The organism is Mycobacterium sp. SM3041, assembly GCF_039668335.1.
In the GTDB taxonomy this organism is placed as follows: domain Bacteria; phylum Actinomycetota; class Actinomycetes; order Mycobacteriales; family Mycobacteriaceae; genus Mycobacterium.
Window position 1 is genome coordinate 242,178 of the sequence record NZ_JAYXBQ010000050.1, and the last position, 16,845, is coordinate 259,022.

Sequence of the window (16,845 nt, forward strand, 5' to 3'; positions counted from 1 at the left end):
GTTGTCGATTAGTCTCGGCCCTATGAGAACGTCCGCGATCACCGGCCTCGTCGCGGCAGCGACCGCACTGTCTGTGGTGCTGGCCGGTTGCGACTCCGGCAAAGACGCGAGCGCGTCGTCCGACAACGCGACAAGCGCCGCGCCGACCGCGGCGGACGCGGGCAACAAGCAGGCCGCCGACGGCCCCAACCCGACGATTGCCAGCTACATCAAAGACCACAAGATCACCGAACAGCAGGTGCACCGCACCGATCCGGGCGAGCCGAAGGTCGACCTACCCAAGCCCGACGGCTGGCGAGCCTCCGGCGACGACAACCCGCCGTGGGCCTACGACTCGATCATCTACACCGGACCGGTCGACGCGGCGAACTATGCGCCCAGCGTGGTCGCGCTGCTGTCGAAGCTGACGGGTGATGTCGATGCCAAGGCGCTGATGGCCACCGCTCCCGGAGAGATTCAGAACCTGCCGGGCTTCACGCCGTCGGGCCCCGGGACCGAAACCAAGGTGCGCAACTACCCCGCCTACCGGATCGCCGGTACCTGGGTGTCCGACGGCAAGACGAAGTTCGTCGCACAGCAGACGGTGATCTTCCCGTCGGACGGGGCAACCTATGTCCTGCAACTGAATGCGGACGGCGCGGCAGATCAGACGCCCATCATCCAGGCCGCCACCGATGTGGTGGCGCAGCAGGTGAAGATCACGCCGTAGCGCTGATCGTCACCTGCCGCGCGCGAAATCAGTTGTCGCGGATGGCGTCCAAGCGCTTGGTGGCGGCCTCGAACTCGGCGACGAGTTCGGCGATGATGACCTCGACCGGACGGATCTCGTTCATCCGGCCGACGATCTGACCGACGGGCATCGCGACCGCGGTCGGGTCACCCGACTCGTTCATCCGCTGGTGTGCCTCACTGACCAGGATGTTCTGCAACGGCATCGGCAGCGGGTCGGGCGCACCTTCGGCGTCCCAGGCGTCGGTCCAGCGGCTCTTGAGCAGCCGGGCCGGCTTGCCGGTGTAGATCTTGCGGCGGACGGTGTCGGCCGAGGTCGCGTTCAGCATCGCCTGCTGCACAACGGAAACGCCCGACTCCAGACGCACCCCGAGGTCGTATTCGGCCGACGTCAGGAACGCCGAGCCCATCCAGACGCCCTGCGCGCCCAGCGCCAGTGCGGCGGCCAGTTGCCGTCCGGTGCCGATGCCGCCGGCGGCCAGCACCGGGGCCGAACCACCAAGGGCGTCAACGATTTCCGGCCACAGCACCATGGAACCGATCTCACCGGTGTGGCCACCGGCCTCGTGCCCCTGGGCCACGACGATGTCGACGCCGTTTTCCACGTGCCGCGCCGCGTGCTTGGCCGAGCCGGCCAGTGCGGCCACCGGAACGCCCGCGGCGTGTGCCTGGTCGATGACGTCCTTGGGCGGCGAGCCGAGCGCGTTGGCGATCAGCTTGATCGGGTGCTTGAGCGCCACCTCGACGTGGCTGCGCGCCACCGAGTGGAGCCAGCCGAGCACGCCTTCGTTCTTCTCCTCGTCCGCCGGCAGCGGCGGCACCCCGAGCTCGGCGAGGGTCTTGGCGACGAAGTCCTTGTGCCCCTGCGGGATCAGCTTGTTGATGTCGACGCTGGTGCCCTCGGTGGGGACCTTGGCGGGCATCACGATGTCGACGCCGTACGGCTTGCCGTCGGTGTTGGCGTCCATCCACTGCAGGACGTTCTCAAGATCGTCGGCGTCGTTGAACCGGACGCAACCCAGCACACCCATGCCGCCGGCACGGGTCACGGCGGCGGCCACCTTCTCCGACGGCGTGAAGACGAAGATCGGGTACTCGATCCCGAAGCGTTCGCAGAGTTCGGTTTTCATTTCTCGTTCCTGACTAGGCTTGTGCGCCTGCGTGTTTCGCGTGAACCTCATCGGCGGGACGCGCCTCGGTCTGATCCTTGGCCCAGCGGTAGTCGGGCTTGCCGGCCGGGGAGCGCTTGACCTCGTCGACCAGCCACAGGCTGCGCGGCACCTTGTAGCCGGCGATCTCGCTCCGGACGAACGCATCCAGGTCTGCCAGCGCAGGCCTGGTGCCCTCGCGGGGCTGCACCACGGCCGCGACGTGCTGACCGAAGCGCGGGTCCGGCACGCCGACGACCAGGGCGTCGAACACATCCGGGTGTCCCTTGAGCGCGGCCTCGACCTCTTCGGGGTAGATCTTCTCGCCACCGGAGTTGATCGACACCGAGCCGCGGCCCAGCATCGTCACGCTGCCGTCGGCCTCGACCTCGGCGTAGTCGCCGGGGATCGCGTACCGGACCCCGTTGTAGGTGCGGAAGGTTTCGGCGGTCTTCTTCTCGTCCTTGAAGTAGCCGACCGGGATGTGCCCGCACTTGGCGATGATGCCGCGCACGCCCGAGCCCGGAACCACCTCGTTGCCGTCCTCGTCGAGGACCTTGGTGTTCTTGTCGATCGTGACGCGGGGACCGCCGGTGTGCGACTGGCCCTTCGCCACGATGCTGGTGCCGCCGAAGCCGGTCTCCGACGAGCCGATCGAGTCGGTGATCACGCGGTTCGGCAGCAGCTCGAGGAACTTCTCCTTGAGGCTGGTCGAGAACAGGGCGGCGGTGCTGGCGAGCAGGAACAAGCTGGAGAGGTCGTATTCGTTGCCGGCGTCCTGATGCGCCAGCAGCGCGTCCAGCAGCGGCCGGGCCATGGCGTCACCGGTGAAGAACAGCAGATTCACCTTGTGCTCGTGGATCATTCGCCACGCGGCGTCGGCGTCGAACTCCGGCATCAGCACCACGGTGTGGCCGGTGAACAGCGCCATCCAGGTGGCGGACTGCGTCGCGCCGTGGATCATCGGCGGGATGGGAAGCCGGATCATCGGCGGGTTGGCGGCGGCCTGCTTGGACAGGTCGTACTCATCGGCGATGGGCTCGCCGGTGGCGAAGTCGGTGCCGCCGAACAGCACTCGGTAGATGTCCTCGTGCCGCCACATGACGCCCTTGGGGAATCCGGTGGTGCCGCCGGTGTAGAGCAGGTAGATGTCGTCTTCGCTGCGCGGACCGAAGTCACGCTCGGGCGAGCTGTCGGCGATGGCGGAGTAGAACTCAACGCCGCCGTAGCGCTGGAAATCGTTGTCGGACCCGTCTTCCACGACCAGGATCGTCTCGAGCAGCGGCAACTCGGGCAGCACATTGGCGACCCGGTCGGAGTACTGGCGCTCATGGATCAGGGCGACCATGTCCGAGTTGTCGAACAGGTACTTCAGCTCGCCCTCGACGTAGCGGAAGTTGACGTTGACCAGGATCGCGCCGGCCTTGACGATGCCGAGCATGCCGATCACGATCTCGATACGGTTGCGGCAGTAGAGCCCAACCTTGTCGTCTTTCTTCACGCCCTGCGACTGGAGGTAGTGAGCGAGGCGGTTGGCCTTCTCCTCCAATTGGGCATAGGTCAGCTGTTCGTCGCCACAGATGAGTGCGACGCGGTCCGGCACAGCATCAATGGCGTGCTCGGCGAGATCTGCGATGTTCAGAGCCACGTTACATAAACTAGAACGTGTTACATTTTGTGACAAGTCTAACGATCTCGAGACCGGAAGTTGGTACCCGTGAGCGAACCCGAAAAAGGCCCCGACGCCCTCATTGAGCAGCGCGGACACACGCTGATCGTCACCCTGAACCGACCCGAGGCCCGCAACGCGCTCTCAGGCGAGATGCTCTCGATAATGGTTGAGGCGTGGGACCGCGTCGACAGCGATCCGGAAATCCGCACCTGCATCCTGACCGGTGCGGGCGGCTACTTCTGCGCCGGTATGGACCTCAAGGGCGCCACCAAGAAGCCGCCGGGCGACTCGTTCAAAGACGGCAGCTACGACCCGTCGCGCATCGACGGTCTGCTCAAGGGCCGCCGCCTGACCAAGCCGCTGATCGCGGCGGTCGAGGGCCCGGCCATCGCCGGCGGCACCGAGATCCTGCAGGGCACCGACATCCGCGTCGCCGGGGAGAGCGCCAAGTTCGGCATCTCCGAGGCCAAGTGGAGCCTGTACCCGATGGGCGGTTCGGCGGTGCGCCTGGTGCGCCAGATTCCGTACACCATCGCGTGCGACATGCTGCTGACCGGCCGGCATATCACCGCGCAGCAGGCCTTGGACTACGGGCTGATCGGCCACGTGGTTCCGGACGGCACCGCGCTGGAGAAGGCTCTCGAGATCGCCGAGGTGATCAACAACAACGGTCCGCTGGCGGTGCAGGCCATCCTCAAGACCATCCGCGAGACCGAGGGCATGCACGAGAACGACGCCTTCAAGCCCGATACCGCCAACGGCATCCCGGTGTTCCTGTCCGAGGACGCCAAGGAAGGCCCGCTGGCATTCAAGGAGAAGCGCGCACCGCAGTTCAAGATGCGCTGATGCACATCGCAGTGACGGGCGGCACCGGCTACGTCGGTGCCCACACCGTCCGCGCCCTGCTGGCCGCCGGACATACGGTCCGGCTGCTCGTGATTCCCGGCGGCAGCGACGACGCCGCGCTCGACGCGCTGGGCCAGATCGGCCCACTCGAAATCCTGACCGGCGACATCCGGGACCCCGCAACGGTTTCCGAGTTGCTGACCGGCTGCGACGCCGCACTGCACGCGGCCGGTGTCGTCGGCACCGACAGCCGGCGCACCCAGCTGATGTGGGACATCAACGCCTACGCCACCGAGGCCCTGTTGACGCGGGCCGCTGAGTTGGGCCTCGACCCGATCGTCTCGGTGTCGTCCTACAGCTCGCTGTTCCCGCCGACCGACGGCATCATCGGCCCCGACACTCCCCCGGCACCCGGCCGCAGCGACTACGCCCGCACCAAGGCCTACGCCGACAACGCCGCCCGCCGGCTGCAGGCCGAGGGTGCGCCCGTCGTCGTGACCTACCCGTCGTCGGTCGTCGGACCGGCGTTCCACACGGCAGTCGGTGTGACACAACGTGGTTGGGACCCCATCGTGCGCTACCGCGTCGCCCCGCGGCTGCGCGGCGGCATGCAGATGATCGATGTCGGTGACGTGGCCCGGGTACACACGGCGCTTATGCAGCCCGGCCGCGGCCCGAAGCGCTATGTCTGCGGCGGCGTGCTGCTGACGTTCGATCAGATGGTCGACGCGCTGCAGTCGGCGCTGGGCCGGCCGATCCGGCGGATTCCGCTGTCGCCCGGCATGTTTCGCGGCGTCGGCCGGGTGTCGGATGCCGCCGGGCGCTGGCTGCCCCTGGCCGAGGGGCTGAGCTATGAAGCCGCCCTGCTGCTGACGGCCGCCGTCCCCACCGACGACAGCCTGACCTTGTCCGACCTGAGCCTGACCTGGCGCGACCCCCGAGAGTCGATCGTCGAATCTTTTGCGTGATTCGTGCACGATTTTCCGCGGCCATCGCGGAAAATCGTGCACAAATCACGAAAGCCAGGGGGACTCAGATGCCAAGCACCGACACCTCGCTGGTGCGGGGTCTGCTGCTGCAGTTCGCCCTGCGGGCACTGCTGGCGGTGTTCGTCGGATTCGGCCTGCTGCTGGAGCCCCCGAACGCGAACCTGCGGCTGCACTGGGGCATCTTCGCCTGCTACGTCGCGATGGTCGCGGCGTGGGGTTGGTGGGGACGACGTTCGGCCGACCACGCCGATCGACGCACCCAGCGCGCCGTGGCGCTGCTCATGCTGTGCGCGGATCTGACTGTGGTGGCGGTCATTTCAGTGGACAGCGGGCTCAGTTCGCCGGAAACGTGGACGTCGGACGTGATGCAGCACGGGCTCTTCCTGATCCCGCTGATCGCGGCAGCTCAGCTCGATCCCGCCGTCAGCGCCATGATCGCGATTCCCACCGTCGCCACGTTCTTCGTCGTGAACTGGATCGACCGCGAGGCCAACGGTCACGAACCCTGGGCCTCGATCCTGTTGCGGACCGCCATCGTGTTCGGCCTGGCCGCCGGTTCGGTCGCGCTGTCGTGGGTGCAGCAAGCCAAGACCAGGACCATCGCCGGGCTGGCTCAGGAGCGGACCCGTCTGCTCGAAGAGGTCATCAGCCTGGAGAAGCGCGAACGCCAATCCCTCTCGGAGCGCCTGCACGACGGCGCCTTGCAGTACGTCCTGGTGGCGCGGCACGACATGGAGGACGTCCGCGACGGGTCGGTCGAGGGCATGGACCGTGTCGACTTCGCGCTCGCCGAATCCTCCCGGCTGCTGCGCGATGTGGTGCGTGAACTGCATCCCGAGGTGCTGGCCCGCTCCGGCCTCAAGGCCGCGATCACCGCGCTGGCCGACGGCATCGCCGCACGCACCAGCATCACGGTTCATCTGGACGCCGACGACTGGCCCGACGACCTGCGCACCGACGCCGACCACCTGCTCTACAGCGCGGCCCGCGAATTCTCGACCAACGCGATCAAGCACGCGCACGCCGACAACCTGCGATTCCGGCTGGCGCACAACGGAAGCCGGGCCGAACTACGCATCGCCGACGACGGCGTCGGCATCCCGCCGGACCGGCTCGCGCAGAGCGTCGAGGACGGTCACATCGGATTCGCGTCGATCTGCACGAAAGTGCTTGCCACAGGCGGCGAATTCACGGTCACCGGCGCACCCGGCACCGTCATCTCGATGGCGGTGCCGGCCACAGTGAGCGGCTAGCTCAGAGCACCCGGGCGGTCGGGGTGAACACCACCGGCATGGCTTCGGGGCCGCTGACGAAGTTGGCGGCGCGCAGCGGGATCTCGGCACCGTCGGCCAAGCGGAGGTCGGGCAGGCGCTGCAGCAGCCGCTCGGTCATCAGTCGCAGTTCCAGCCGGGCCAGCTGGTTGCCCATACAGAAGTGGGTGCCGAAGCCGAATGCCAAGTGGCTGTTGGGGTTCCGGTCGATGTGGAATTCGTCCGGGTTGGCGAACTGGTCGCCGTCGAAGTTCGCCGACTCGAACATCAGCATGACCTTCTCGTCCTTCTTCAGCTCGGTGCCGTAGAAGACGGTGTCCGCGGTCAGGGTGCGGCACATGTTCTTGATGGGCGAGGTCCAGCGCAGCATCTCCTCGATCGCGCCCGGCATCAGCGAGGGGTCGGCCACCAGCCGGTCCCACTGATCGCGGTTGCGCATCAGCTGCTCGGTGCCGCCCGACAACGTGTGCCGCGTGGTCTCGTCACCACCGATCAGGATCAGCAGCGTCTCCATGACGATCTCGTCATCGCTCAGCCGCTGGCCTTCGACCTCGGAGTTGATGAACACCGAGAACAGGTCGTCGGTGGGGTTGGCCCGGCGATCCTTGATGACGTCCATGGTGAAAGCGGTATATGCCGCAAAGGTTTCCATCAGCTTCTGGATCGACGACTCATCCAGGTGCGACGACAGGCCCGACACCAACTCGTCCGACCAGTCGAGCAGCATCTCCCGCTCCTCCGGCACGACACCGAGCATGTCGCCGATGACGGCCATCGGCAGCGGGGCCGCCAGGTCGCGGACGAAGTCGGCCTCGCCCTTCTCGCAGACGTTGTCGATCAGCGCGTCGACCAGACGCCCGATGGACGGCACCTTGTCCATGACGCGCTTGCGGGTGAAGCCGGCGTTGACGAGCTTGCGCCGCACCAGGTGCGCCGGATCGTCCATGTCGATCATGTACGGCATGCCGGGTTGGTCGGGGCGGATGCCACCGGCGTTGGAGAACAGTTCGGCGTTGCGCTCGGCGTCGAGCACCGACTGGTAAGTGGTCACCGCAGCCTGGCCGTTGCGGTCCCGGAACACCGGCTCATTGGCCCGCATCCAGCGGTACGCCTCGTGCGCGGCCGCCCGATCGGCATAGAACCGGCCGTCGGCCAGATCGACGTCGGGGCGGGTTATAACACTGGTCACTTGATCTCCTGAGCATCGGCGAAAGTCATGTCTACGTTGTCAGCGGAACCCGAGAGCATGGCGCGCTTCGGCAATCCGAGGGCCGCCAATTCCTGGGCATACGGGTGGTCACCGAGGCGCACCGTCACGCCCCCGGGCCGGTAACGCACGCCGGACGGCCTCATCACGCCGACGGTCTCGCGGGTTACGCCGTCGAGGTGCGAATAGGTCGGGGGCGCCTGGGGTTTCGACGGCGCGGGTACCGGGACGCCGGGCCGGAAGTCCATGCCGACGGCGAACCGGCCGTCGATGGTGACGTCGAAAGAGAACGTGCGGCCATCCCGAGCCCCAGCCGAATTGTCCGCTCCGCGGACGGTGAAGTCCGCCATCACCTTCGGGTAACCCCAGATGTTGCGGCCGGCCTCCAGCGTGAAGGCCTGGTCGACGGGCAGGTGGTGGATGAAGGCGCCGGCGGACTGCAGGGCGCGCACACCCGCGGCGTTCGAGCCGGGCGGGTTCACCATGATGTTGGTGCCGTACTCGTAGTACTCGCCGAGGTCGCTGTCGACGTAGTGCATGAGCATCAGCACAGCCACCGCGCGACGCGGGCGGAACCGGCACACCTGCAGGCCGCTGTAGTCGATCATGCGTTGTGCGGCATCGGCGTCGACCGAGAACATCGCCATGTGCTGCGTCGCCTTGCGGACGCGCACGGGCATGGTCAGCACGGTGCCCGCGATGGTGTGCTGCGAGGGCGCGGCCCCGGTGGCGTCTGTCACAGCACGAATCTAGAACACGTTGTAGACACTCCGCAATAAGTGTCTACTGCCGACTTCACGAACAGACGCAAAACTGCACCTTGGCACCACAAAAACGACAGTTTTGCGTCTGCTCGCGGAGAAACTAGACCACCTCGGTCGAGCACCGCTTACCTCCCCCGCAACAGGCGACCTCGCGCCATGCAAACACAACGGCCGCCGGCGACCGCCTACGCAGTCGGCCACACGTAGCAGCCCTTGACAAAATGTCATGTTCGACTGAATTATGAGACATCAGTATATCAGATGTCTCATAGAGCTGGAGGGTTTGGATGACGCGGGAGAACTCAGTTCACAAGGCCGGCAACTTGCTGGCCGCGGTGGAGGCGTCGCCGGCTGCGGTGGCCATTCACGACAAACAGGCATGGGTCAGCCTGTTCGCCGACACCGGCGAAGTGAACGACCCTGTCGGATCAACACCGCATGTCGGCGCCGAGGCGATCGGCCGATTCTTCGATACGTTCATCGCGCCGAACCGCATCGAATTCGATGTGGAGCACGACGTCGTTGCCGGGATGTCAGCACTCAGGGATTTGACCGTCCGGACGACGATGCCGACGGGCGTCACCCTCTACATCCCGATGCACCTGCGGTACGACCTGGTCGAAGACGAATCTGACGGCTCGCTTAAGATCCAGCGATTGTTCGCCCACTGGGAACTGCAGTTGATGGTTGCGCAGATGCTGATCCTGGGACGCGGCGGAATCATCGCGGCAGTTGGCTTGGGTCCGCAATTGCTCATCAAGCAAGGACCGCGCGGCACACTCGGGTTCTTCAAGGGCTTACTCGGAGTGCGGGAGACCGGGAAGCAACGCGTCCAAGAACTCGCTGCCGCTCTCGAAACCAATGATCTCGCTGCCCTGAGTGGACTCTTCGGGCCCGGCGCCACACTGAGCCCGGACGGCGTACACGAAGTCGGCCTCGATGAATTCGCCCACGGCGCCCGCGGCCTCACAGCGGACAAGCTCATCGCCTGCGGACGGTCCGTCACATCCACCATTCGCATCGGGGACCGACGCGGATTGGGCCTGTTCGAGTTCTCACGCAATTCGGCTGCGCCCGGCACCATGTCGGCTGCACGGCTGTACATCTGACCCGAATCCCAGGAAGGGGCCGATCGCGTTGGATACGCGATCGGCCCCTTGTTGGCAGACAAGACTAGAGACTAGAGGAGCCCGGGTATCAGCGCCTTTCGATTCCGGGGGTAGTCCGAAAACGTCCGCCGATACCACTTATGGGTAGCGATCGCGCGAGGCCCGAGATTCGCGATCGAGAAGAGCAAGAAGATCAGACCGGGCAGAGTCCACACCATGATGGCCCACCCCGTCCACAGCACGAGTTCGCCGAGATAGTTCCCAGACGACACCCAGCGGTACGCGCCCCCGTGCGGAATGCGGTAGCCGGTAAAGCCATCAGAGCGCAGATTGATCAGCACGCGGTCGGCATGGAAGTTGACCACCCAACCCCCCACTGCGACAACAACTCCCGCGAGAAAGCGTGGATCGGTGAACCATGCCGACTGTTGCAAGTGCGCGGCCACCGCAACGGCGTAGCCGTTGGCAAAGCCATTGACCGCGTTGAAAGTGAACCCGAATGCGACGCCGCTCGCCGGGAACTGCTTGCCCGCACTCTTCCTGGTCAGCGGGTAAATCAAACCCCGGTACAGGTAATGCGCCTGCCACAGCACGAAGAGAACTATCGCCGGCGCACCGTGCTCCGGCACCACCAGCCAGAACGTCAGAGCGAAGGCCCACCATTGCGGACATTCGAACAACAGCCAACCCGCCTTGGCAGGTAGCGCGAACCGCTGACCGTCGCCGGCAAAGCGACCGTACGGATTGACGTACCAAATGCCACTGACGAGCGTTATCACCGTCAGGACCGCGAGAAACGCCAGTGCGGCGTGGTATGCACTCACCATCCAAAAACCCTTTCACTAGTCTCGTTGACATTAATCAATGTAATGACTCTCAAACAAGACATTGTAGGCTTTTTGTCTCGTACGTATGCTTCCTCGCATGAGTTGGCTTTCGGATGCCCGGTCGACGGTGGCCGTCGAGAAGATTCTCGACGCCGCCGCCGGCCTCTTCGCCGAGGAGGGCGTCGCTAACGTCGGAATGAACGAGATCGCCTCTGCTGCGGGATGCTCGCGCGCCACCCTCTATCGATACTTCGACACGCGCGATGCAGTTCGCGAGGCATACCTCCACCGCGAGGCCAGGCTGATCAGCCGCGAAGTGAACGATTCCGTCGAGGGGATCGTCGACCCCCAAGAGCGGCTTACCGCGGCAATCCTCAACACGCTCAAGATAGTTCGCGAAAGCCCGGCATTGTCGGCATGGTTTCGCCCAGATGACGCACCCATCGGCGGCGACCTTGCCGCCCACTCGGACGTCGTCACCGCCATCGGTACCGCGTTTCTCGAATCCCTTGGCGCGACGCCAGACAACGCCGATCTACGTGCACGCTGGATTGTCCGTGTCATCGTGTCGCTGCTGACTTACCCGGAGGATGACCCAGCGGACGAGCGTGCCATGGTGAGTACCTACGTGGCTCCCGCCGTCGCCACCAGCAAGTGGTAGTCGACCAATAGGACTGCCCACCAACTCAATACTTCGCCATTGGAGTAGCCACCCGCGGGCGTGAACACCGCGATGTTCGAGCAGATCTCAGTCCGTGATCGGCATGGTCGACTCGAAGTCGGCAACGATCTGCCGGAACACTGTCGCCATGGTTCGGGCTTGGCTGACGCTGGCATGATCGGCGAAATGCCGGCGTACTCCGTCCGCGTGGGTGTGCCAGGCAGTCGAGAGGGCTTCGAAGCCGCGGTCCGTCAGGCTGACGAAGATGGCGCGCCGATTGTCAGGGTCGATGTCGCGGCGGGCATAGCCGTCACGCTCAAGATTGTCGACGATTCGAGTGAGGCCGCTGGTGCTGTAAACCAGCGCGTCGGCGAGGTCTTTCATCCGCAGGCGCCGCCCGGGCGCTTCCGACAGTTGCACCAGTGCGTCGTACGTCAGCAGCGTCAACCCGTGCGCGCGACGCAGTTCCGCGTCGAGATCACGCACCAGTAGCGCGTGCGCGCGCAACCAGGTCCGCCAAGCGGTTTCATGCTCGGCCGGCAGCTCGTCGCGCAATCCCGTCATGGCGGAATAGTAGAGCGCCGACACTCGTTATGCATATTGTCCTCATGCAAACTATCCGTATACGAAGAAAGGTCTTACCGATGAGCAGCAACGACAAGATGGAGATCTGTGAGCTCCTGGCTCGGTACGCAGCATCGCTGAACGCTGCCGATGCCGACTCCGCCGTCGCACAGTACGCAGCAGACGGGCTGTTCTACCCGTACAACCTCCCTACGGCCTGCGGCACCGACCAATTGCTGACGTCCTATCGACAGATTTTCTCGGCAATCAAGTTGGATGTCGCATTCACCGTCCACGACGTCGTGGTCGACGGCGATTTGGCTATAGCCACAACAAGTTCCGCGGGGCAGGTCACCGTACTCGAGCCAGGCATCACCACAGCCGAAAAGAACCGCGAGATATTCATCCTCAACCGCGTCGACGGCGCGTGGAAGATCGCGCGTTACATGTTCAACAAGGCCGAAGCACCCGTCGTCGCCGGTTCCTGACCGTCGCAGGTCCACATGGGTCGGTTGCCACGCGACAACGTCGACGCGTGGCAACCGCGCGGACCGCACGGCACCGCGGTGCCACAACCGAAGGAGACTCATGATGCGCGCAGACCGGTATGACCGTCGCGGACCTGCTGCCGACGCCCTCACCGTCGGTGAACTACCCGACCCTGAACCGGGGCCAGGCGAAGTTCGCATCAAACTGAGCTATTCAGCGATCAGCCCCGGCGACATCAAGAAACGCGCCGGCTGGCAAGGCGCACCCATGGCATATCCCCGCATCGTGCCGCAGAGCGACGGCGCCGGCGTGGTCGACCGTGTCGGCCCAGACGTCGACGCCGCATATCTCGGCCGCACAGTGTGGTGCTACGGCGCCCAGTCCTACCGGCCTTTCGGCACGGCTGCCGAATACACGGTCGTGCCAACTGAACTCGCTGTACCGCTACCTGACGACGTGACCTCACACAATCACCTCACAAGCCGCCAGCCTTGGCATCGCCGGCATCACGGGCCACCGCGCGATATTCGCCGACGGCCCCGTAGCGGGACTCAACGTGCTGGTCCATGGTGCGGCCGGTGGCGTCGGGTCCATCGCGGCGCAGCTGGCCGCAAGAGGTGGTGCCAATGTCATCGCGGTTGTCAGAACGGAGCGCCAGCAGGCGATCGCGCGCGGCTACGGTGTTGCCAGCGCCTTGCTGGACAATGACCCCGATCTGACCGAGCTGATTCGCGACGCCGCACCTGACGGCGTGCATCGCATCGCAGATGTCGACCTCGCCGGACACATCGATCTCGATGCCGAGATCGTCGCCAAGCAGGCCACCATCAGTTCGTACTACTCCGGTCTCGACAGGCCTGAAATCCCTTACTGGAAACTAGCTGTCGCCGACACCACACTGCGGTTGCTAGGCAGCGACGACTTCCCACCGGTCGTCAAATCCCAGGCTGCCCTGGAGCTCACCGAGGCACTGCTCGATCGGAGCCTGACCATCGCCGTGGGCGAGGAACTATCGCTGGACCAGATCGCCGCCGCACACGAGCACGTTGAGCACCATCCGCCGGGCCGCATCGTCCTTCGGCTCTGAGGCCGAGGGTTGTTCCGTCAGATTGCCCGGCCCACTATCCGGCTGTCGGGCGTAGGGCCCGCGACCCCCCGGAACAGCCCGGCTCCGGTGATAGCGACCAGGTCACCCACTGACAGCAGACCCGGTTTCGCGGCATGTACGGCAGGTATGGCGTTGACCATGTGCATGGCGCCCGCGATGCGAGCACCCAGATCGTGATCGTGGTCCTCGGCGAGTTCGAGCTCGCACCGGACAGTCGGTGATCCCTCGATCTCGACCCGATAAGTCCCCTGTCCGGACGCGGCACCGTAACCGAGGTCCTTGGGCGCGAGGGAGATCAGCGGCTGAGGCCACTGCGGCGCAAGGTCATCCCGCATCCGAGTGACGTGGTCGACGATGATCGCGGGCTGCCCGTCGACGTATCCGGTGAGCATCGACCGCATCGCGGCCACGGTCCCCGCCTCGATGCGCCCCGTAGGGGTATCGAATGCTTCATCGACGCACAGTCGCTCCACACTTTCCTCGACACGGTCGACCGCTACCCCCAAGCCGTCGGCGATCTGATGGACGATGGGTCCCCATCCGAAGGTGAAGATTCCGGGAGCGGCGGCAAATGCTTCGAACTCCGGTGGTTTTCCGAAGCCCAGGATTTCGTAGACCGCGCCCACCTCGGGGTACGTGGCATAGTTGAACATTTCGGTGACCCGCACCGAGCTGATCGTGCGGGAAACCCCTGAAAGGATCAGCGGGAGAACGTTGTTGGCGAAGCCGGTGTCGATACCCGTGGTGAAGAACGACGAGTTTCCTTCCCGGGCAGCTTCGGCCAACGGTGTCGTCAGAGCGGCGTCGACCGCCTGCGGGTACACCAGCGGAACGACCGAGCAGGAGACGACATCCTTACCGGCGCGCAGCAGGTTGGCCATGTCGACGATGGCTTCCAGCGGGCGCGAGTTCGCCGCCGCCGTGTAGACCACCACGTCAGAATCGCCTTCGAGGAGCTGCGCCGAGTCCGCTGTTGCAACAACGCCCACTGGTTCGATTCCGCACAGCTCGCCCGCGTCGCGACCAACTTTCGCCTCGCTGTGGACGACGAGATCGACGAGCTCAAGTTCAGGGTGGTCGATCACGCCACGTAGCGCGATGACGCCCATCGAACCGGGGCCCCACAAACCGACTTTGATCATTGGTATCCTAAAATTTGAAGTGTTTTCGAAATATTCGCAGGGATGATAGGAGCGGATCGCAATGGAGTCAACGGTCAAATCACCACCGACCGGACGCGTCATGGATGTCCTTGAGGGCCTGGCAGATTCGCCGCGCGGTATGACATCGACAGAGCTCGCGCGCTTGTGCGGAATCACCGCCTCGACGTGTTCGCTCCTACTCCACGACCTGGAGCAGCGCATGTGGGTTCACCGCCGCGATGACCGCCGCTACACCCTGGGCGCAGGACTACTTCCGATCGTGCGAGGCGTTCGCACCCAGTTTCCGCTGCTGGACCGGGGCCGCGAAGCGCTGACAACTCTGTACGACCAACTCGGTGCCGCCTGTTCACTAGCCAGGGTCGGGTCACGGCATCTGACCGTCGTCGACGTGATCGGACATGTTGGTGACGGCGATCATGATCTCGGACAACGTTTTCCGATCGATCCGCCGTTCGGCCTGGTGGCGATGGCGTGGAAGAGTACGGCCGACATCGACGACTGGCTCCAGCGCGTGGAACCTCGGCTGTCACGCAGCGATATCGATCGGCAGATCCAGGTCCTGGCCGACATCCGTGCACGCGGGTTTGGCGCCTGGCGCTTCAACGAGGACAGCCCCGGGCTGCACGACAGACTGGCATCCATCCTGGAATCCATGCAGCCGACCGCTCACCTGACCACCCGACTCACCACCCTGATGACCATGGTGAGCCTGCAATCAGTGACAGCCACGCTCGAAAATGACCTGAATACAACCGAATTCATCGTCCTACCGATATTCGGCAAGGACGATATGCCCGCCTATCAGATTCAGATCCACTTGGCCCAGAGTCCGGACCTCACGATGAGCTCGCTAACTTCTGCACTCTCCGCGGTGCAGCGCCGTTTGACCGATGTTTGAGCCCCAGTCGCATTGGGGCGAAGTGCGGCGATCGCTCACTTTCCGCGCATCCCAGCCTTGATAGGCACCGTCAGCGGCCTGCGAATGTAAGAACCGTCCGCCCAGGTGACGCCGTCGAGGTCGACCTCGAAGTCGGGGATACGCGTCAGCAGTTCCTCGAGCGCGACACAGGATTGCATGCGTGCCGCGGCCGCCCCCAGACAGTGATGGTTGCCATGACTGAAGGTGAGAATGTTGCGCGGATTTCGCGTCACATCCAACTCGGCCGCATCGGGGCCGTATTCGCGCTCATCCCGGTTGGCACTGCCGTACAACAACAAGGCGCGGCGCCCGGCGGGAATCGTGACATCGCCGATCGTGACATCGCGCGTTGCGGTGCGGGTAAGCCCCTGCACGGGAGAGGTCAGGCGTAGGAACTCCTCCACCGCGCCCGGGATCAGAGATCGATCTTCGGTCAACTTCTTGCGCTGTTCTGGGTTCTGTTGCAGCAATTGTATTGCACCACCCAACATTCCAGTGGTGGTGTCATTACCCCCACTGACCATCGTGAAGGCATAGCCCAGGATCTGAAGCAGTCCCGCGACATCGCCGTCAACACCCACGCCGGCGGCGACCAGGTGCGAGATCGTATCGTCCTCCGGCTCGGTTCGGCGACGTTCGATCAGTTGCGTGAAGTACGCCATCAATTCGCCGATGGTTTGAGCGGTGTCCGCGGCGACGCTAGTGAGATCGATCGCACCGCCCGACGCCGTGGAGACGATGACGTCCGTCCACACATCGAACTGCTGCCGATCTTCTTCGGGGACACCGAGGTAATGCGCGACCACCATCGACGGCAGCGGTTTGAAGAGTTCGATGACGATGTCACCCGCACCGCGATCCTTGAGTCGTTCCAGGCGTTCCACCACGAATTCGCGCACCTTGGGCTCCACGGCACTGACCTGACGCGGCGTGAAGCCTCGCGACACCAACTTTCGAAAATCGGTGTGGGAAGGGGGATCCTGCATCACGAACGGCGGATTGTCGGCCATCCCCGTCTTCTCCAGGTCGCCGTAGGTGAGAGTCAATCCCTTCGCCGAGGAGAACGTCTCCCAGTCACGAGCCGCGGCATAGACGTCTACATGCCGGGAAAGCACATAGTAATCGTCTTCCGGCGCATGCTCCGGCACCACGTGATGGACCGGATCGATGTCGCGCAAAGCGGCGTACATCGGCCACGGGTCGGCCCAGTTGTCAGCGGCACCCGGGGTGTAGATCGGGTCAACAGGATGAGACATTTCATCTATCATGTCTCGTATATAAGTCGTACGGTTGTCGAATGTCAACAGTTGGCCTGGACGCAAGACGGGCGCCTTGCTAGCGTTTGATAGTTAGGAACAACTGTTCAAATATTAGGAGCA

At 64.5% G+C, this 16,845-nt stretch carries 17 protein-coding genes; 9 read left to right on the top strand and 8 right to left on the bottom strand.

What is annotated here, in order from left to right; genetic code table 11:
- Nucleotides 1-22 precede the first annotated feature (22 nt).
- A complete protein-coding gene (locus VXD91_RS18295) occupies nucleotides 23-709 on the top strand; it encodes an LpqN/LpqT family lipoprotein (RefSeq protein ID WP_212807197.1) in 687 nt (228 codons plus the stop codon).
- 28 nt (nucleotides 710-737) lie between these two features.
- Here the strand turns inward: VXD91_RS18295 and VXD91_RS18300 are convergent, their stop codons facing one another.
- Nucleotides 738-1,859 (bottom strand): nitronate monooxygenase family protein, encoded by a 1,122-nt coding sequence (locus VXD91_RS18300; protein WP_212807198.1) that lies wholly within the window; start codon nucleotides 1,857-1,859, stop codon nucleotides 738-740.
- A 13-nt stretch (nucleotides 1,860-1,872) separates the two neighbouring features.
- Nucleotides 1,873-3,525 (bottom strand): acyl-CoA synthetase, encoded by a 1,653-nt coding sequence (locus VXD91_RS18305; protein WP_318985476.1) that lies wholly within the window; start codon nucleotides 3,523-3,525, stop codon nucleotides 1,873-1,875.
- 69 nt (nucleotides 3,526-3,594) lie between these two features.
- Between VXD91_RS18305 and VXD91_RS18310 the strand changes: the two genes are divergently transcribed.
- The 3 genes from VXD91_RS18310 to VXD91_RS18320 all read left to right on the top strand — a co-directional run bounded on the left by VXD91_RS18310 (nucleotide 3,595) and on the right by VXD91_RS18320 (nucleotide 6,637).
- Nucleotides 3,595-4,395: a crotonase/enoyl-CoA hydratase family protein gene (locus VXD91_RS18310; RefSeq protein WP_346416028.1), complete on the top strand. Its 801-nt coding sequence runs from the start codon at nucleotides 3,595-3,597 to the stop codon at nucleotides 4,393-4,395.
- On the top strand, nucleotides 4,395-5,363 hold the full coding sequence (locus tag VXD91_RS18315) for an NAD-dependent epimerase/dehydratase family protein (protein ID WP_346416029.1): 969 nt from the start codon (nucleotides 4,395-4,397) through the stop codon (nucleotides 5,361-5,363). Before VXD91_RS18310 ends, VXD91_RS18315 begins: the two co-directional genes overlap by 1 nt.
- A 68-nt stretch (nucleotides 5,364-5,431) precedes the next feature.
- Nucleotides 5,432-6,637, top strand: a complete 1,206-nt coding sequence (locus VXD91_RS18320; RefSeq protein ID WP_346416030.1) for an ATP-binding protein — start codon at nucleotides 5,432-5,434, stop codon at nucleotides 6,635-6,637.
- Nucleotide 6,638: 1 nt separating this feature from the next.
- Here the strand turns inward: VXD91_RS18320 and VXD91_RS18325 are convergent, their stop codons facing one another.
- Both VXD91_RS18325 and VXD91_RS18330 read right to left on the bottom strand, forming a co-directional pair.
- Nucleotides 6,639-7,844 (bottom strand): cytochrome P450, encoded by a 1,206-nt coding sequence (locus tag VXD91_RS18325; RefSeq protein ID WP_346416031.1) that lies wholly within the window; start codon nucleotides 7,842-7,844, stop codon nucleotides 6,639-6,641.
- The gene (locus VXD91_RS18330; RefSeq protein ID WP_346416097.1) at nucleotides 7,841-8,542 is read right to left on the bottom strand and encodes an acetoacetate decarboxylase family protein; all 702 of its coding nucleotides are present in this window, start codon (nucleotides 8,540-8,542) and stop codon (nucleotides 7,841-7,843) included. Before VXD91_RS18330 ends, VXD91_RS18325 begins: the two co-directional genes overlap by 4 nt.
- 371 nt (nucleotides 8,543-8,913) lie before the next feature.
- On the opposite strand from VXD91_RS18330, the gene VXD91_RS18335 reads away from it, so the two are divergent.
- Nucleotides 8,914-9,735, top strand: coding sequence for a nuclear transport factor 2 family protein (locus VXD91_RS18335; RefSeq protein WP_346416032.1), 822 nt, complete (start codon nucleotides 8,914-8,916; stop codon nucleotides 9,733-9,735).
- Between the two features lie 71 nt (nucleotides 9,736-9,806).
- On the opposite strand, the gene VXD91_RS18340 is transcribed toward VXD91_RS18335, so the two are convergent.
- The gene (locus VXD91_RS18340) at nucleotides 9,807-10,562 is read right to left on the bottom strand and encodes a 3-oxo-5-alpha-steroid 4-dehydrogenase (protein ID WP_346416033.1); all 756 of its coding nucleotides are present in this window, start codon (nucleotides 10,560-10,562) and stop codon (nucleotides 9,807-9,809) included.
- 97 nt (nucleotides 10,563-10,659) lie between these two features.
- On the opposite strand from VXD91_RS18340, the gene VXD91_RS18345 reads away from it, so the two are divergent.
- On the top strand, nucleotides 10,660-11,223 hold the full coding sequence (locus VXD91_RS18345) for a TetR/AcrR family transcriptional regulator (RefSeq protein WP_346416034.1): 564 nt from the start codon (nucleotides 10,660-10,662) through the stop codon (nucleotides 11,221-11,223).
- A gap of 87 nt (nucleotides 11,224-11,310) precedes the next feature.
- Here the strand turns inward: VXD91_RS18345 and VXD91_RS18350 are convergent, their stop codons facing one another.
- Nucleotides 11,311-11,787, bottom strand: coding sequence for a MarR family transcriptional regulator (locus VXD91_RS18350; RefSeq protein ID WP_346416035.1), 477 nt, complete (start codon nucleotides 11,785-11,787; stop codon nucleotides 11,311-11,313).
- 80 nt (nucleotides 11,788-11,867) lie between these two features.
- Between VXD91_RS18350 and VXD91_RS18355 the strand changes: the two genes are divergently transcribed.
- Both VXD91_RS18355 and VXD91_RS18360 read left to right on the top strand, forming a co-directional pair.
- Complete coding sequence (locus VXD91_RS18355; RefSeq protein WP_346416036.1) at nucleotides 11,868-12,275, top strand: nuclear transport factor 2 family protein; 408 nt, start codon at nucleotides 11,868-11,870, stop codon at nucleotides 12,273-12,275.
- Nucleotides 12,276-12,832: 557 nt separating this feature from the next.
- Nucleotides 12,833-13,363 (top strand): zinc-binding dehydrogenase, encoded by a 531-nt coding sequence (locus tag VXD91_RS18360; protein ID WP_346416037.1) that lies wholly within the window; start codon nucleotides 12,833-12,835, stop codon nucleotides 13,361-13,363.
- Between the two features lie 17 nt (nucleotides 13,364-13,380).
- Here the strand turns inward: VXD91_RS18360 and VXD91_RS18365 are convergent, their stop codons facing one another.
- Nucleotides 13,381-14,526: a dihydrodipicolinate reductase gene (locus tag VXD91_RS18365; RefSeq protein WP_346416038.1), complete on the bottom strand. Its 1,146-nt coding sequence runs from the start codon at nucleotides 14,524-14,526 to the stop codon at nucleotides 13,381-13,383.
- A 61-nt stretch (nucleotides 14,527-14,587) separates the two neighbouring features.
- On the opposite strand from VXD91_RS18365, the gene VXD91_RS18370 reads away from it, so the two are divergent.
- Entirely contained in the window at nucleotides 14,588-15,445 is an 858-nt protein-coding gene (locus VXD91_RS18370; protein ID WP_346416039.1) for a helix-turn-helix domain-containing protein, read from the top strand.
- 35 nt (nucleotides 15,446-15,480) lie between these two features.
- On the opposite strand, the gene VXD91_RS18375 is transcribed toward VXD91_RS18370, so the two are convergent.
- Nucleotides 15,481-16,734 carry a cytochrome P450 gene (locus VXD91_RS18375; RefSeq protein WP_346416040.1) on the bottom strand — a complete coding sequence of 418 codons (1,254 nt, stop codon included), beginning with the start codon at nucleotides 16,732-16,734 and terminating at the stop codon, nucleotides 15,481-15,483.
- Between the last annotated feature and the right edge of the window lie 111 nt (nucleotides 16,735-16,845).

Bases quoted from the DNA above. Each gene is read 5' to 3' on its own strand.
- VXD91_RS18295 (WP_212807197.1), top strand. From the start codon at position 23: ATGAGAACGTCCGCGATCACCGGCCTCGTCGCGGCAGCGACCGCACTG.
- VXD91_RS18300 (WP_212807198.1), bottom strand. From the start codon at position 1,859: ATGAAAACCGAACTCTGCGAACGCTTCGGGATCGAGTACCCGATCTTC.
- VXD91_RS18315 (WP_346416029.1), top strand. From the start codon at position 4,395: ATGCACATCGCAGTGACGGGCGGCACCGGCTACGTCGGTGCCCACACC.
- VXD91_RS18320 (WP_346416030.1), top strand. From the start codon at position 5,432: ATGCCAAGCACCGACACCTCGCTGGTGCGGGGTCTGCTGCTGCAGTTC.
- VXD91_RS18330 (WP_346416097.1), bottom strand. From the start codon at position 8,542: ATGCCCGTGCGCGTCCGCAAGGCGACGCAGCACATGGCGATGTTCTCG.
- VXD91_RS18335 (WP_346416032.1), top strand. From the start codon at position 8,914: ATGACGCGGGAGAACTCAGTTCACAAGGCCGGCAACTTGCTGGCCGCG.
- VXD91_RS18340 (WP_346416033.1), bottom strand. From the start codon at position 10,562: ATGGTGAGTGCATACCACGCCGCACTGGCGTTTCTCGCGGTCCTGACG.
- VXD91_RS18345 (WP_346416034.1), top strand. From the start codon at position 10,660: ATGAGTTGGCTTTCGGATGCCCGGTCGACGGTGGCCGTCGAGAAGATT.
- VXD91_RS18350 (WP_346416035.1), bottom strand. From the start codon at position 11,787: ATGACGGGATTGCGCGACGAGCTGCCGGCCGAGCATGAAACCGCTTGG.
- VXD91_RS18355 (WP_346416036.1), top strand. From the start codon at position 11,868: ATGAGCAGCAACGACAAGATGGAGATCTGTGAGCTCCTGGCTCGGTAC.
- VXD91_RS18365 (WP_346416038.1), bottom strand. From the start codon at position 14,526: ATGATCAAAGTCGGTTTGTGGGGCCCCGGTTCGATGGGCGTCATCGCG.
- VXD91_RS18370 (WP_346416039.1), top strand. From the start codon at position 14,588: ATGGAGTCAACGGTCAAATCACCACCGACCGGACGCGTCATGGATGTC.
- VXD91_RS18375 (WP_346416040.1), bottom strand. From the start codon at position 16,734: ATGATAGATGAAATGTCTCATCCTGTTGACCCGATCTACACCCCGGGT.